This window comes from Microcoleus sp. T3_B1 (assembly GCF_036700445.1).
Classification (GTDB): Bacteria; Cyanobacteriota; Cyanobacteriia; order Cyanobacteriales; family Microcoleaceae; genus Microcoleus.
On sequence record NZ_JAUBOX010000036.1, the window covers coordinates 1 to 15,427 of the forward strand.

Sequence of the window (15,427 nt, forward strand, 5' to 3'; positions counted from 1 at the left end):
TGCGACCCCTACTCCCCGTGCCCGCCCTCTTGGCTAGGGGGGATCGGATTCTATGCAACCTCATAAAAAATTGGTATTACGCACCAATACTCAAGAAACCGGGTTTTTTACCGACATAAAAAGCTAAATTCCCTGTATTTTTGTACGGGACTTGTGCACCGATAGTCAGAAACCGGGTTTTTTTCCGAAAATCCTTCGTTGTAGGTCACAGATTAGGTAAAAAACCCGGTTTCTTTGGGCTGATGCGTCCAGGGCTGTTATCTCTCAACCAATTTCCTCAAGTCCAATAAATTTTTCCCCCCATCACCAACAATCAGCGGCAATTTCCCATCCCATTTTTCTATAGCCTGCCTTTCCAAAAGTTCGGGAGTCAAATTGTCCCGCAGCAACCTTTGCACTTCGGCTTCTCCCTTGGCTAAATTCACCTTAGCCTCGGCCTGTTTTACTGCCTTCAGCGCTAAAAACTCCCCTCTTTTTGCCTCCTGTTCGGCAATTTGTTTCGCCTCCACCGCCTCGCTAAACCGCTCAGAAAAGTGAACGTGTACTAAAGAAATATCGTCTACTGCAATGTGATATGTAACCAGCCTCAAGGTCAAAGAATCATCAACTGCGGCTTTAACTTCTCCCCGTTTAGTAATTATTTCTTCAGCCGTGTATTTGGCCATAACTGCTTTTAATACTTCTTCAACTGCCGGATCGATAATGCGAGCCACGACTTCTTTTTCGTCACCTATTTGTTGAAAAATAGCATTTGCTTCTTCTGGGATAATGTGCCAATTGAGCGCTACATCCGTGAAAACATCTTGCAAATCTTTTGAGGAAGCTTCAGCGGAACTTTCCTGTTTTTGTACCCTGACGCTCAACTTTTTTACAGTATAAACTGTGGGAACTATTACGTGAATTCCTTCTCCTAGTACCTGTTCTTGCACTTTGCCAAACTGCATCAGCACGCCCCGTTCTCCAGCGTTGACTATGATAAAAAATTTGGACAAAATAGCTAGAAATACTATTACTATAGCTAGTTGAACAGCTAGGTAAAACTCTTTATTTTTTTTATTGCTGGATTTGAGTGAGTCAACGTTACTGCTGGATTCTAAAACCATATTCCACCCCGATCGCACTTAATTCAATGACCAATATTGATTTAACCAATCTTCTATTTTCCTGCCATCAACAACTGTTCAAAATCCGCTGCCGCCAAAGGAGGACTGAACAAATATCCTTGCATTATATCGCACTTATAGCGCCAGAGAAAATCTTTTTCGGCTTCTGTTTCAACTCCTTCGGCAATTACCTCAAGACAGAGACTGTGCGCCATTTCAATAATAGCTTTGACAATCGCTGCATTTGTGCAACCATCGGTGATATTGCTGATAAAACAGCGGTCTATTTTTAAAGTATCGAAGGGGTATTGCGTCAGATAGCTTAAAGAAGAATACCCAGTTCCGAAATCGTCAAGAGATATACAAACTCCCAAATTTTTCAAATGTTGCAAAGTCGCGATCGCACTTTCCGCATCTTCTACCATCAAACTTTCTGTCAGCTCTAATTCTAAACTGCTCGCTTGCAAACCAGTCTCTGCTAAAATGTGGGCAACTCTGCTGCTGAGATCCGGTTGGTGAAATTGGCGTGGCGACAGATTTACCGCTATTCGGAGCGGGAAACCAGCATTTTGCCAAACTTGCATTTGCCTGCAAGCTGTCTGCAAAACCCACTCGCCTAACTGTACAATGAAGCCAGTTGCTTCGGCCTGGGGAATAAATTCTGCGGGCGAAATCAGCCCTTTTTCTGGATGCAGCCAGCGCACTAAAGCTTCTGCGCTGATAATTTTACCAGTGTGGACATTGACCTGCGGCTGATAATAAACTTGGAATTCTTCTCGTTCCAGTGCGTCGCACAAACTTGTTTTTATCCGATCTAATTTGTCGGCATCTTGGATCAATTCGCTGCTTTGCGATCGCAAAGTATTGTACTGTTCGGCGACAGCTTCTTGTTTTTTCAAGCGGCTCGATATCGCTCCCACAAGTTCAGCTTTAGTAAAAGGTTTAGTCAGGTAATCATCTGCTCCCAATTCCATACCTTGCCGCATTTCACAGCGATCGGCTTTACCGGTCAGAAAAACAAAAGGTACTGTAGCAGTAACAGGATTAGATCGCAAGGCCACCAGCACCCCATACCCGTCAAGTTCTGGCATCATCACGTCGCAAATAATCACGTCGGGAACATTTGACACCGCCGCATATAAACCTTGCGATCCATTTTCTGCACCCGTCACGTCGAAACCTTCAGCTTTGAGGAGTTTGAGAATATTCTCGCGAATTACTTGCTCGTCCTCAATCACTAGAATCTTTTTCATACGTCATTCCCTGAAAGCGGTATAATTGATAGGCGTTACTGAACGCGATAAGCGTCCCAATAACTGAGAACGCACAGCTCGATCGACCAAACAGCGGAATATTTTCCGACACAAATAGCAAACACCTGAAAAACGCTAATTTTTCAAGCACAACTAGATTAATGTTTCTGTGCTTACTCAGTGCCGTCCGTATTATTACGAGGTTAATTGATAATCTCTCAACTAATTCTAGGCGATCGACAGTTAGCAGCGCCTTAAATAACTGCTAAACTAATTGTGCCGCCTGAACGATTGTCTGCAAACAATCTCAGCCTATTTATAGCAGTTGCCAAAAATCATGCAACTGCAAGCAAGTTCCAAACCCTTGCATAGTCAGTCTTTCCCCCTTCTTGAATGTAAAATCTCAACTTTTAAATCTCAAATGGTATTACCTACTGGATTCCCTGAACCCGCACAGATTGGGGTGATAGAAGTTAAGCAATATCCTCAGTACCGCGCTGTCACCTACACCCACGCGGGCGATTTGCGACAAGCAACTGGCATCGCCTTCAATCCCTTATTTCAACACATCAGCAACAACCAAATTGCGATGACAACGCCAGTAGAAGCGCGCTACACCGAAACTTCCGGGCAAATCGATGCGGTTCCCCAAGCTGAAGTTTCGTTCCTCTATCCCACACCAAATATCGCCCCCAGCAGCGTTAACTCCGCTGTAGAAATCACGGATACTTCGCCGATGACGGTTGTCAGCATCGGCGTGCGCGGGGCCTACACTTGGGAAAGCTACGAAAATAATCTCCAGAAACTCAAAGATTGGCTTCAAGAACATCCTGAATATGAAATAGTTGGGCCGCCGCGTCGCTTTTTTTACAATTCCCCGATGACGCCGGAAGCAACTAAAATCAGCGAGGTACAAATTCCGATCAAGTGCCGCTGACGTGAACAACTAATTCGCGAATGTGACCCCGCTGGCGGTGTTCCCACAGGTAAATTCCCTGCCAAGTTCCTAACAGCAACCTGCCGCGATCGATCGGGATTTGTTCAGAAGTATGAGTCAGCGCCGTGCGAATGTGCGCCGGCATATCGTCTGGGCCTTCGGCATCGTGAATGTAGCGATCGTCCTCCGGTACCAGTTTAGCTAAAAAGTTAGCCAAATCCTTAAGTACATCCGGGTCAGCATTTTCTTGAATCACCAAACTAGCAGAAGTGTGGCGCAAAAATAAGCTACAAAGTCCTGTTTTAATACCTGAAGTCGCCACCGCATCTTCTATCTTAGGAGTGATTTTGGACAGAGATTTCCCGGTAGTTTGAATCTTGAGTATCTGTTGATAGTGATTCATTCGATTCTAGATTGTAGATTTTAGATTTTAGATTTTGGATGAGACTGATGCCAAACTCTTCTGTTGGCGGAGGTAGACTTTGTTTGTATAAGATCGATTTCTAATCGCACTTATGAAAAATAGTCTACAACAGCTTGGGCGATCGCCTCCGTACCATTTTTATCCAATTTATCCGACAAACAGGGCGGATGCAGCGGTTGTCGCAAAAACTCCCAATCCCCCTCAAAAAACTCCGTCGCCGTCAAAATTTGATGTTCCGCATAATTTTGAATCCCTTCCAGCAACACCGCAGCTTCTGCAAAACCTTCTCTCCTTATAGAAACAACAGGTATTTCCAAACGCAAAGCTTCCGCAAAAGTGCTGTATCCCGGTTTAGAAACTAAGCGCCCGCAGACAGGCATAATATCAACCGGACGCGGTAAAATCGGGAAAGATTTTGCAAACTCCTGATTTTTGACTTTAATCAAATTCGGCAAATCGGGAGATCCAGCATCAAAAGTAATAAATTGCCAGTCGCTAAATTGCTGTAAATTTTGATAAGGAATTTCCTCTAAACCCAATCCGCCGAAAGTCAACAATACAGTTTTTTCCAGCGGTGTTTCGATGCCGAATACTTCCCGAATTTTTTCGTTACTGTAGCGAGGATTGCCGCCAGTCAAGCCCACATCTTGAATATTTGGGAAAGCTGGCATCGGTTCGTGCAAAGGAAGACGAAAAAGTCGATCGCACATTCCGAAACATTCACCAATCCAATCTGCCATTTCTACAAATTCCCCGCCCCAATCGCGATAGATAAAATCCCACCCAAAATTGCTCATCATCCAGCAGGGAACCCCAGCCGCTGCCGCCATTCGCGTTGCCAAAGGAGGAATATCTGCCAGCACCAAACCTACCCGATTTTGCTTGATAAAAGTAACTTCGCTGGCAATTAGGGAATTTTGCTTTTTCCGAATTTCCCGCAATTTTTCCAGCGTCGCATCTTTATCCATATTCAAACTGTCAGCTTGTACCACACCCACATCAAAAGCGCGGGGACGGTGGATAAAGTCGCCCGTAATATAAGATTCTAGCAGCCAGCGAGGTGCTGTTGTTGTGATAATTAGTAAGATATCTGGATTTAATTCTTGAATTTTTGCAGCTACGGAGGAGACTCGGACAGCGTGCCCGAATCCGTGATTTGTGATGGCAATATATAATGTTGGTCGAGACATTAATAATAGGGGGGAATTGGGAATTGGGAATTGGGAATTGGGCATCGGGGATCGGCCAAACAGGGAATTGGAATTGGAGGTAGAGACTGGAATGAAACAAGGCCAAGTTTCAAGCGGGAGCATCTCAATGAAAGCAGCAAAGCTCGAAATTGGAATTAGGAGTCAGGAGTCAGGAGCCAGGAGAAAAGAGTCAGAAGGAAGAAGAAAGAAGTGTTTTTGCAAATATGAGATGCTCCCGTTTCAAGGGACGCAGAACGAACAATGACAAAATTAATAACTAATGACTATCCAATATACAAGAACTCATCAATCGCGCGCACCCTCAGACCAAACAGGTAATTGATTAATCTTGTCCAGCGTTATATCTACATACTTTTTACCGTCTGCCGCCAGATTTTCCCCAAAATATCCCTCATCGCCGTCGTGCTTGTGAGGGCCGCTCAAAGCTGCTGCATAGCGGCCTTGCAAACGAGCTTGGTTGAAAGGAGAAGTCGCGTACCAGTACCAGCGACTCGGAAAAACTATGCCGCCAATATCCTCAATTGAATCGCGGGTGCCGCGAAAGTGGAAAATGCGATCGGCCTCTGCAAAACCATTTTCTCCCGAAAAGACGCCCCCAACCGAAACAACCGTAATTTCTGCCTTCAGCCATTCTTTAAGATAGCGAGTAGCACCCAAAGCAACTTGTGCGCCGCCGCTAGTGCCAATTAAAATAACTTTCAAAGGCTTTTGAGGATTAACTGAAATGGGAGATTGAGCATTCATGCGCTCTATAATTGCCTTAGCCATTCCCTGATTGTATGCAAATCCGTAGCGATAATCTAGAGAAATTGCAAACCTCCAGAGATTGCGAATTTTGATGAATATATCCCCCGCAATCGGCCCGCTTTTTGCCTGTTCTGCAAACCGCCAAAAAGGAGCTAGCCACCGCTCTCCTCCTAAACTTTTGTTAGACGCTGAATAAGGAAAAACATCGCCCACTGCTACGCACTGCGGGTGACTTTTAACTAAACGCTTGAGAAAAAACTCTTCACCAGGGGTTAATTCATCCCCCGAAAAATCGCCAACTCCCGGTAAAAAGATGATATAACAATTGATCTGCGAAGACTTGCGGGCTTCTAAATTGCCCTTGTTTGAGGGCAATATCTCCGGCGGATTTTTCTTGATACCAAACGTTTCGGCACTTTGATTCAGCCACCATATAACAGTTCCCACCGGCGAAAGAATGCCCCAAACTAACAGGATTACACCTGCGATGATCAACAAATTTAAACTTCCCCCGCGCAGCCATGCAAGTATCCGTAAAATCAATCTTAGCATTTAATAAAATCTGGTAGAATGCCAATTAATTACCTAATTATCTAGAAATAGTTCGGTGATTCTGCTGTATTAGAGCTTATTTTGTAAAAGTTGTCAACTATCTTGAGGAGCAGGAGTTCAACGTGAAGGGAGAAGATTCAATTGCAGGCTTGGGGGCAACCCTTTGGAACGCACTTTCTTTGAATGGCAATTTTTACGAAAAAACTCCCTACACTCGCAGAACTAAGCGGATAGCTTTAACAATTGTAATTTTAGCTGCGCTGTCCCGCGTGTTGGGCAGCGCTGTCATTTTGTTAATCAATCGAACTGAGCTATCAGTGTTATTTTTAGCACTTTGGATAGATGGTTTGGCAATCGCGGGGGGTTATTATTTTTGGACTTTCACTATCTTTAAAATCGGAGAGTGGCTGAAGCAGGGGCACGTAACTTATGGGGAGTTGTTGGTTCCGATCGGCTTTGCTTACGCGCCACAAGTGCTGAATTTTTTAACGCTAATTCCCTTGCTGGGAGAAGGAATTGAGCGGATATTAGCTGTGTGGAGTTTGCTAGCTGTAATTGTGGCGGTTCGCCAAGGTTTGGATATTCAAACTCGCTGGGCGGTGTTAATTTGTTTTGTGGGTTGGCCGTTGATTCAAATTGCGATCGGCTTTGTGAAAGTAGTTGAACAGTTGCTTTCACGATGGCTTTAATTCATCAATACGGAAGGAAAATACTAACCTCGCTTCCCTCTCCGGGTTCCGACTTGCAAATTAGCTTTCCTCCATGTTGTTCTACCACAATTTGATAACTGATAGACAATCCCAAACCCGTCCCCTTACCTACCTCTTTAGTAGTAAAAAACGGGTCAAATATTTTACCCAATACCTCCGAACTCATCCCCACACCATTATCTACAATGCGAATTGCTACTTGATTTCCTTCGGCGACTTCAGTGCAAATCTGAATTGTCGAGTCAACTTCCCTCCCTCTTTTTTCGCGAGACAAAGCATCAATAGCATTAGTCAGTACATTCATAAAAACCTGATTAATTTCTCCCGGATAGCAGTTCACTAAAGGCAAATTGCCGTACTCCTTGAGCACTTGAATATCAATTAATTTGTGATCCAAAATCATCAACGTGCTGTCGATACCTTCGTGGAGATTAACCCATTTTCTATCTGATTCATCTAGCCGAGAAAAGTTTCGCAGCGACAGCACGATATCGCGAACTCTCGCAGCACCAACTCTCATTGAATCTATCATTTTAGTGAAATCAGTCATCAAAAAATCTAAATCTATTTGCTCTGTTTCATTGACTATTTCTTGCACGGGATTTGGGTAATGATTTTGGTATAAACGTAGTAAATATAGTAAGTTTTCAGCGTATTCATTGGTGTAATGTAAATTTCCATAAATAAAATTAATCGGGTTATTAATTTCGTGAGCAATTCCCCCGACGACTTGCCCTAAACTGGACATTTTTTCACTTTGAATTAGCTGCAATTGAGTGTGGCGGAGTTCTTCCAATGCAGTTTGCAATTTCTCAGTTCTTTGCGCTACTCGCGTTTCCAGAATAGTATAAAAACGGGCATTTTCTAGAGAAATAGCTGCTTGTGCAGACAATATTCCCAAAATTTCTAGCCTGTCGCTAGTAAAAGCACCTTTTGTTAAATTATTTTCTAAATAAAAAATTCCCGTAAGGTTGCCTTGATGGATAATCGGCAATACCAGGATAGATAGGGGTTTATTGGTGGCAATATACGGGTCAAATTGGAATTGATCGGATCGGGTAGCATCGTCTAAAACCAAGTATTGTTGGGTTCTTTCTACATAGTTAATTAAGGAAATGGGCAGAATCTCGGATTCGGCAATCGGGATAGATTGTAACAGAGTTACATCATTTAACTCACCTGTAACTCCAGCTTCTATGAATAATTGATTACCTGTCTTGGCAAGAAATAATACTTTTTGAGCGCCTGCGTTTTCCTTCACAAGCTGTACGAGTTTCTCTAGCAAACGGCTGAGGATAATTTCGCTCGAAACAGCTTGAGATGCTTTGACAACTGTTGGTAAATCCAGCATCAAGCTATTGTCAACAGTAGTGGTAGCAGTCATGAGATCAACATTTTTAGATATTGCTCCTTGATTGCGATCGACTAAATAATGATAACGGGATTCTAAGTATTTAACTTTTGCTATAGCTCCCCAGCGGATGTAGGCATAATAAGCTTTGGTCAGATAAGAGCGAGAAATTATCTCTTTATCCAAAGATTGATAAAACTCTCCAGCTAATTCATATGCTAATGCTTCTTCTTGGATGTAACCGTTAGCAGCAGCTCCTTTAATAGCGAAGTCATAATAATCCATTGCTGCAAGTTTATCGCTAAAAATTCTAGCTTTCTCAGCTTCAACTAAGTCGTACTTGTGCTGATAATTCATGGGTGCATGGTAGGCCCACTTTTTCATGATTTGCTGATTATAGTTAACAATAGCTAAGTCTGCTTCTTGATTGTCACTGTCAGGATAGTTAGCCAGGAGGGCCAGCGAATAGTAGAAATTGTGTACCCCAACAGTGATTAAGCCGATCGCCCCATCTGCGTATTCTGCCGCTAATTTACCGCTGGCAACAGCCCCAGCATAATCTTTAAGTAAATAAAGCAGCATCAATTTAGCAACATAAGCTGCAAACAGCGACATTCGATTATTTTCTTTGTGCCAACGCGACATCACAGCAGGTTCATCCAACCTGTCGCTAACTAACCGTACTTGCTCTGATGTTTTGCTTCTTAAGCTTGAAGCAATTACTTGCCAAATTTTAGCATAACCTATGGCAAATTCGTGTCTATTTTTTAGCAGAAAGTCCATATAAAAGGTTTGCTTTTCTTTGACCGACTCTAGCGGTTCTCCCACCAAAAATAAATTGGTAATATAGTGCATAGAATTATAAACTGCCCATTCTAAATCCCCAGTCTCGACACCAACTTTCATTCCTTCTATAAAGGAAGTAAGTGTATTTTTAGTAGACTCTTTCCAGATTCTTATATGAGCATTAAATATTACATAAACCTTAGCTTTTTGTTGGCTAGCATTAAATTGTTCTAGCAGCTTTAAAGCGATTAATCCAGCGTAGTAGCCAGCTTCGATGTCGCCTTCGACGCCGCACAGCATCATTCCATAAAGAGTATAGGGAAAAGTAGCTAATGCTGAATGACCGCGATCGATACAAAGATTGACCATAGTCAAGACGAGGGAGGAGACAATTTCTGGTTTGGCAATATAAGCAGGAGGATAGAGGGCTGTCAGGATTTCCATAGCTGCCAGTTGATAAGGATCTGTCATAACTGGCAGGTTCTCTAATTCCTCAATTCGCGGCAATTTTGGCACTGCAATAGTTGGGCTGTCTAAGAGGTTTATTCCCAGCATTTTCAGCACTTCTAGACCAGTTTCAACAGCTTGTAGCATCTGGCTTTGAGCCTGATAAAATATGATTTTTAGCTGATACACTTTCACTATGTCAAGCTGGTTTTTAGCCGATCGCAAAACCACTTCTGCCAAATTTTCTGCTTGCTGGAAGTTAGTGTTTAAATATTCCGCTTCCAGCGTCTCTACATACAGCCGCAGCGTCATGCTATAGTGGCGTTCCCAGCTATCCGGTGCTAATAAGGAAATTCCCACATTCAAATACTTAACAGCGGGTTCATAAGCGTTAGCTGCTTTTGCCTTATGTCCAGCAATTAAATTTAATTCGGCTAATTCATCTTTTTCTGATTGCCTGGTGAGACAATCAATTCCTACATTCAACTGGTTGATAATATCAAAAATTCTCTCTTCTACTTTATCGGCGGGCGTATTTTTAAACAGCAATTTACCGATGCTAAGATGAGTGGCTTTCTTTTCATCATCAGGAATCAGCGAATATGCAGCTTGCTGGACGCGATCGTGCAAAAAATTATAGCTGATTCGCGAAGAATCGAAAGTTAAATTAACTCCGGCTTCTCCATCTAAAAATAAAGGAATGAGGTAACTCTCATTCAATGGAAGTATTAACCCCGCTTGCAAAGCATCCCAGAGTTCAGTCGCAGTGACTGACGGAGATTTTTCGTTGACAGTAGATAGAACATCTAAAGTGAATTTGTCCCCAACACAAGCCGCCAATTTCAAAACTTGTTGTGTAGTCTCTGGCAACTGTTGAATCCGACTGGCTACCAGTTCAACTACACTCTTATCTATGATGCCAATAGCGTGAATATCCTCAATGTTCCACTGCCACTGCCCTTTTATTCCGGGAGACAGCAGCCCGGTAAAGTCAAATCTCAAAAGTTTTTCTTGATAAAGAGTGTTGAGCAATTGCGTCAAGAAAAAAGGATTGCCACCACTCTTATTCCAAATTAACTCCGCTAAAGGTTGAATTCTTTCTGAGTCATTCAATGTCTCAGAAATCAACTCAGTCACCTGGGCTAAAGAAAGAGGTTCCAGAACTAAATTGTTGAGAATAATCCCCGTTTCTTGAAGGTACTCTACTGTTTGCATTAAAGGATGTGTAGAGCTAACTTCATGGTCTCGATAGGCTCCAATTAATAGTAAATATTTGCTATCTGGGTCAGTCGCCAGCAATTCCATTAATTTCAATGTCGCTGAATCTGACCACTGCAAGTCATCGATAAATATGACTAAGGGATGCTCTTTTCGCGCGAATACGTGGATAAATTCTTTGAATAGCCTGTTAAAGCGGTTTTGTGCTTCTGTGGGGGGAAGTTCCGCAACCGCAGGCTGTTTGCCAATTACCAATTCTAGTTCGGGAATCACGTCAATAATTACTTGTCCGGCATCGCCTAGTGCGGCTAAAAGTTTATCTTGCCAATCTTGTAATTTTTTGATATTTTCCGTAAGTAACTGCTGGATCAAAGATTGAAAAGCTTGAATTAAAGATGCGTAAGGTATATTCCGCTGGAATTGGTCAAATTTACCTGAAATAAAATAACCCCGCTGTCTGGTGATGGGTTTTTGAATTTCGCTAACTACGGCCGATTTCCCTATACCTGCATAACCAGAAACTAGAATCACTTCAATTTGGGAAGGGGAAGAATCTTCGTCGCAAGGATTAGCTACACGTTCAAATGCTGCCAATAGTTCGCTGACTTGTGTTTCCCGCCCGTACAATTTTTGAGGAATCAACAACTGACTCAATATATCTAAGTTTCCTGGCGTAAAATCGACTATCTTCCCTGTAGTTTCTAACTGATATAAACACATTTCTAAATCGGCTAACAAGCCGCCGGCTGTTTGATATCTATTTTCGGCATTTTTAGCCATTAACTTCATCACAATTTGTGAAATTGCTGGTGGAATGTCGGAATTAATTTGCTCCGGCAAAATTGCTTGAGAAGCGATGTGACTGTAAACTATTTCTAAAGGGTCGTTGCTCATAAATGGCAATTGACCTGTCAGCATTTCATATAAAGTGATTCCTAGAGAATAAAAGTCGGTGCGGTAGTCGAGGGTGCGGTTCATTCTCCCGGTTTGTTCGGGAGACATATAAGCAAAAGTACCGACTATAGAGTTAATATTATTTATTTGGGGATTTTCTTTGGACAAGCGTGAAGCAATCCCGAAATCTGTCAGTTTAATAATTCCTGTTGCGCTGTGTATGATGATATTGCTTGGCTTAATATCTTTGTGAATAATTTTTTGAAGGTGCAGATATTCTAAGGCTTTTATGAGTTGGATGCCAAACGTCAAACAGGTGATGACTTCGAGCTTTTGTCTCGACAGGAGGCGATCGAGAGATTCGCCCTCAAAGTCTTCTAAAAGCAAGCCGAGACGGTTGTCAAAGGTTTCTAGGCTAAGGACTTTAACTAGGCCCGGATGGTCTAAATGTTGGCGAATGCGATACTCATGCTTGATCCGGGTAATTGCATCAAGGGTGGGATATTCAGCTTTCAGGATTTTGAGTACGGTTGTATCCTGGTGGGTGGGGATTTTTCCTCGATAAATAATTGTTTCGATACCTTCGTGGAGAGTGGAGTGGATTTGGTATTGCGAGAGAAATTGCATGGAGTTCTGCAGAGAGTTGAAAATATATGTGATTCTAGTCTGTGTTCGCTGTTGACTGTGGGCTGTTGGCTGACGGCACTACCACCCTCAACCGTCAAAAGTCTTGACATGGCAACTGTTATATGCTTCATTCAACCATGTACTTAGGCAAACAAAAATCAAGCTTAATTTACTGGAACAAGAATATGATTTATACATAACAATGATATTATTCATGCAATCAAGCCATTTTGCTACTATTATTCTCAATTAATATCCGATCGACAGCGGACGGCAACCACACCCCTACTATTCGGGTCTCCCCACTGTCCCTACCTCCTTAGCAAGATACATTGTTAAAGAAGGAAATACACAAAAATTTACATCTATAATTTGTGTAGTGTTCCAAATCGCTCCTCACCAGCAGCGATACAGCCCTCGCCAAGACAGTAGGATAGAAAAAATATGTTTGAACGCTTTACAGAACAAGCCATTAAAGCAATCATGCTAGCCCAAGAGGAAGCGCGACGCCTCGGTCACAATTTTGTAGGCACCGAGCAAATCCTCCTGGGACTCGTCGGCGAAGGCACTGGCATCGCTGCAAAAGTATTACTGGATATGGGCCTCAACTTGAAAGAGGCGCGCAATGAAATCGAAAATATCATCGGTAGAGGTTCCGGGTTCCTCCCGCCAGAAATTCCTTTTACGCCCCGCGTCAAGCGCATTTTTGAGACGGCGCTGAACGAAGCGCGGCAGTTAGGCCACAATTACATCGGCACCGAACACATCCTGCTAGGGCTGATTCAGGACGATGAAGGGGTGGCGGCGAAGGTGCTGCAAAACTTGGGGATCGATCGCCAGAGAGTCCGCACCCAGGTAATTCGTGCCGTGGGAGAAGTCGCGGCGGTACCCGGAGGCAGAGGAGATAGCGGCGATCGCAAAATCCCGACTTTAGAAGAATTCGGCACAAACCTCACCAAGTTAGCAGCAGCCGGCAAACTCGATCCCGTAGTGGGCCGCGAAAATGAAATCGAGCGCGTGATCCAAGTGCTCGGCCGCCGCACGAAGAACAATCCAGTGTTAGTCGGCGAACCGGGAGTCGGCAAAACCGCCCTCGCCGAAGGCTTAGCCCAGCGGATTGTTAATAGAAACGTCCCGGAAATTTTAGAAGACAAACAAGTAATCAGCCTCGATATGGGTTCGCTGATTGCTGGTACAAAGTTCCGAGGCGAATTTGAAGAACGGCTGACGAAAATCATGGCCGAAATTCGTGCTGCCGGCAACATCATTCTGGTAATCGATGAAATTCACACCTTAGTCGGTGCAGGCGCAATTCAAGGTAGCATGGACGCTTCCAATATGCTAAAACCAGCCCTTGCTAGAGGCGAATTGCAGTGTGTTGGCGCAACTACCTTGGACGAATATCGCAAACACATCGAGCGCGACGCTGCCTTAGAACGGCGCTTCCAACCGATCAAAGTCGGTGAACCGAGCGTGGCTGAAACAATAGAAATATTGTACGGGTTGCGATCGGCTTACGAACAGCATCACAGACTGACAATTTCCGACGCAGCTTTAGAAGCAGCGGCCACACTGTCAGACAGATACATTAACGATCGGTTTTTGCCAGACAAGGCGATCGACTTAATTGACGAAGCAGGTTCCCGCGTCCGCGTGATGAATTCACAAACCCCGCCCGAAGTTAAAGAACTCAAAAAGCAACTGCCTGCAGTAACAAAAGAAAAAGATACAGCAGTGCGCGAGCAAGACTTCGACAAAGCTGGAAAATTGCGCGATCGCGAATTAGAGATTGAAGCCGAAATCGCCGAAGCTACGATCAACAAAAGCCAACTCAAAACTTCTCCCATTGTCACCGAAGAAGACATCGCCCACATCGTGGCTAATTGGACGGGAGTACCAGTCAGCAAGCTGACAGAATCCGAATCGGAATTGCTGCTGCACATGGAAGACACGCTGCACCAGCGCTTGATCGGTCAAGAAGAAGCTGTCAGCGCAGTTTCTAGGGCTATCCGCCGCGCGCGGGTAGGCTTGAAAAATCCGAATCGCCCGATCGCCAGTTTCATCTTTTCCGGCCCCACAGGCGTCGGCAAAACGGAACTTACAAAAGCCCTAGCAACATATTTCTTCGGTTCCGAAGAAGCCATGATTCGGTTAGATATGTCCGAATTCATGGAACGCCACACGGTTTCCAAACTCATCGGTTCGCCTCCGGGTTACGTCGGCTACGACGAAGGTGGCCAACTAACAGAAGCAGTCCGGCGCCGTCCTTACACAGTCATCTTGTTCGACGAAATCGAAAAAGCTCACCCAGATGTCTTCAACATGATGCTGCAAATCTTGGAAGACGGCCGCTTAACTGATGCTAAAGGTCGGACAGTAGACTTTAAGAATACACTGCTGATCATGACATCAAACATCGGTTCGCGAGTAATTGAAAAAGGCGGCGGCGGTCTCGGTTTCGAGTTTGCTGACAGTGCCACAGACGTTCAGTACAACCGCGTACGCAGCTTGGTAAACGAAGAACTGAAACAGTTTTTCCGTCCCGAATTTATCAACCGCTTGGATGAGATTATCGTCTTCCGCCAGTTGAACAGGGAAGAAGTGAAGCAGATTGCGGACATTATGTTGCAGCAAGTCTTCAGCCGCTTAACCGAACAGGGTATTACTTTGTCGGTGACAGACCGGTTCAAGGACTTGTTAGTTACAGAAGGCTACAATCCCAGCTACGGTGCTCGACCTTTGCGCCGCGCAATCATGCGGTTGTTGGAAGATGTACTGGCTGAGGAAATGCTGTCTGGGAAGCTGAAAGACGGCCAAAAGGCGATCGTTGATGTGGATGAAAACGGTCAGGTTAAGGTAGTACCCGATGGTTCATCTGAGCCGAAATTGCCCGAATTCGCATTAAGCCATTAATGCACTCTAAAAACGGATAAATACTGTTGATTAAAAACCCGGTTTCTCGGAGAAGCCGGGTTTTTAATTAAATGAAACCCGTTTAAAAAAAGCAACTTTAGGCAAGCTCCAAATCCTTATATAATCAGTCATATCAAATTCGGTAGCATCGGAATTATTCCTCTCTGTATTCTCTCCCTCTGCGTTCTCTGCGCCCTCTGCGGTTAAATCATTCAGATACAACCGATATCTTGCACCCTTCTCAAGTAGCCATT

9 protein-coding genes are annotated in these 15,427 nt (G+C 43.9%); 3 read left to right on the forward strand and 6 right to left on the reverse strand.

Features of this window, described 5'->3' with window-relative positions; genetic code table 11:
• Window positions 1–257: 257 nt before the first annotated feature.
• A complete protein-coding gene (locus QT990_RS19545) occupies window positions 258–1,103 on the reverse strand; it encodes a prohibitin family protein (RefSeq protein ID WP_333146409.1) in 846 nt (281 codons plus the stop codon).
• 53 nt (window positions 1,104–1,156) lie between these two features.
• Window positions 1,157–2,356 carry an EAL domain-containing response regulator gene (locus QT990_RS19550; protein WP_333146407.1) on the reverse strand — a complete coding sequence of 400 codons (1,200 nt, stop codon included), beginning with the start codon at window positions 2,354–2,356 and terminating at the stop codon, window positions 1,157–1,159.
• 421 nt (window positions 2,357–2,777) lie between these two features.
• Between QT990_RS19550 and QT990_RS19555 the strand changes: the two genes are divergently transcribed.
• Window positions 2,778–3,293: a heme-binding protein gene (locus QT990_RS19555; protein WP_333146405.1), complete on the forward strand. Its 516-nt coding sequence runs from the start codon at window positions 2,778–2,780 to the stop codon at window positions 3,291–3,293.
• On the opposite strand, the gene QT990_RS19560 is transcribed toward QT990_RS19555, so the two are convergent.
• From QT990_RS19560 to QT990_RS19570, 3 genes are all read right to left on the reverse strand, one after another.
• Entirely contained in the window at window positions 3,280–3,696 is a 417-nt protein-coding gene (locus QT990_RS19560) for a secondary thiamine-phosphate synthase enzyme YjbQ (RefSeq protein ID WP_333102699.1), read from the reverse strand. The genes QT990_RS19555 and QT990_RS19560 overlap by 14 nt on opposite strands.
• Window positions 3,697–3,806: 110 nt before the next feature.
• The gene (locus QT990_RS19565) at window positions 3,807–4,907 is read right to left on the reverse strand and encodes a glycosyl transferase (protein WP_333146403.1); all 1,101 of its coding nucleotides are present in this window, start codon (window positions 4,905–4,907) and stop codon (window positions 3,807–3,809) included.
• Window positions 4,908–5,213: 306 nt separating this feature from the next.
• Window positions 5,214–6,227: a hypothetical protein gene (locus QT990_RS19570; protein WP_333465657.1), complete on the reverse strand. Its 1,014-nt coding sequence runs from the start codon at window positions 6,225–6,227 to the stop codon at window positions 5,214–5,216.
• Between the two features lie 122 nt (window positions 6,228–6,349).
• Here QT990_RS19570 and QT990_RS19575 point away from each other — a divergent pair, with 122 nt between their 5' ends.
• On the forward strand, window positions 6,350–6,916 hold the full coding sequence (locus QT990_RS19575; RefSeq protein WP_333146397.1) for a hypothetical protein: 567 nt from the start codon (window positions 6,350–6,352) through the stop codon (window positions 6,914–6,916).
• A 4-nt stretch (window positions 6,917–6,920) separates the two neighbouring features.
• Here the strand turns inward: QT990_RS19575 and QT990_RS19580 are convergent, their stop codons facing one another.
• Window positions 6,921–12,260 (reverse strand): AAA family ATPase, encoded by a 5,340-nt coding sequence (locus QT990_RS19580; RefSeq protein ID WP_333465658.1) that lies wholly within the window; start codon window positions 12,258–12,260, stop codon window positions 6,921–6,923.
• 444 nt (window positions 12,261–12,704) lie between these two features.
• Between QT990_RS19580 and QT990_RS19585 the strand changes: the two genes are divergently transcribed.
• Window positions 12,705–15,173, forward strand: a complete 2,469-nt coding sequence (locus QT990_RS19585; protein WP_333307932.1) for an ATP-dependent Clp protease ATP-binding subunit — start codon at window positions 12,705–12,707, stop codon at window positions 15,171–15,173.
• The last annotated feature ends 254 nt before the right edge of the window (window positions 15,174–15,427 follow it).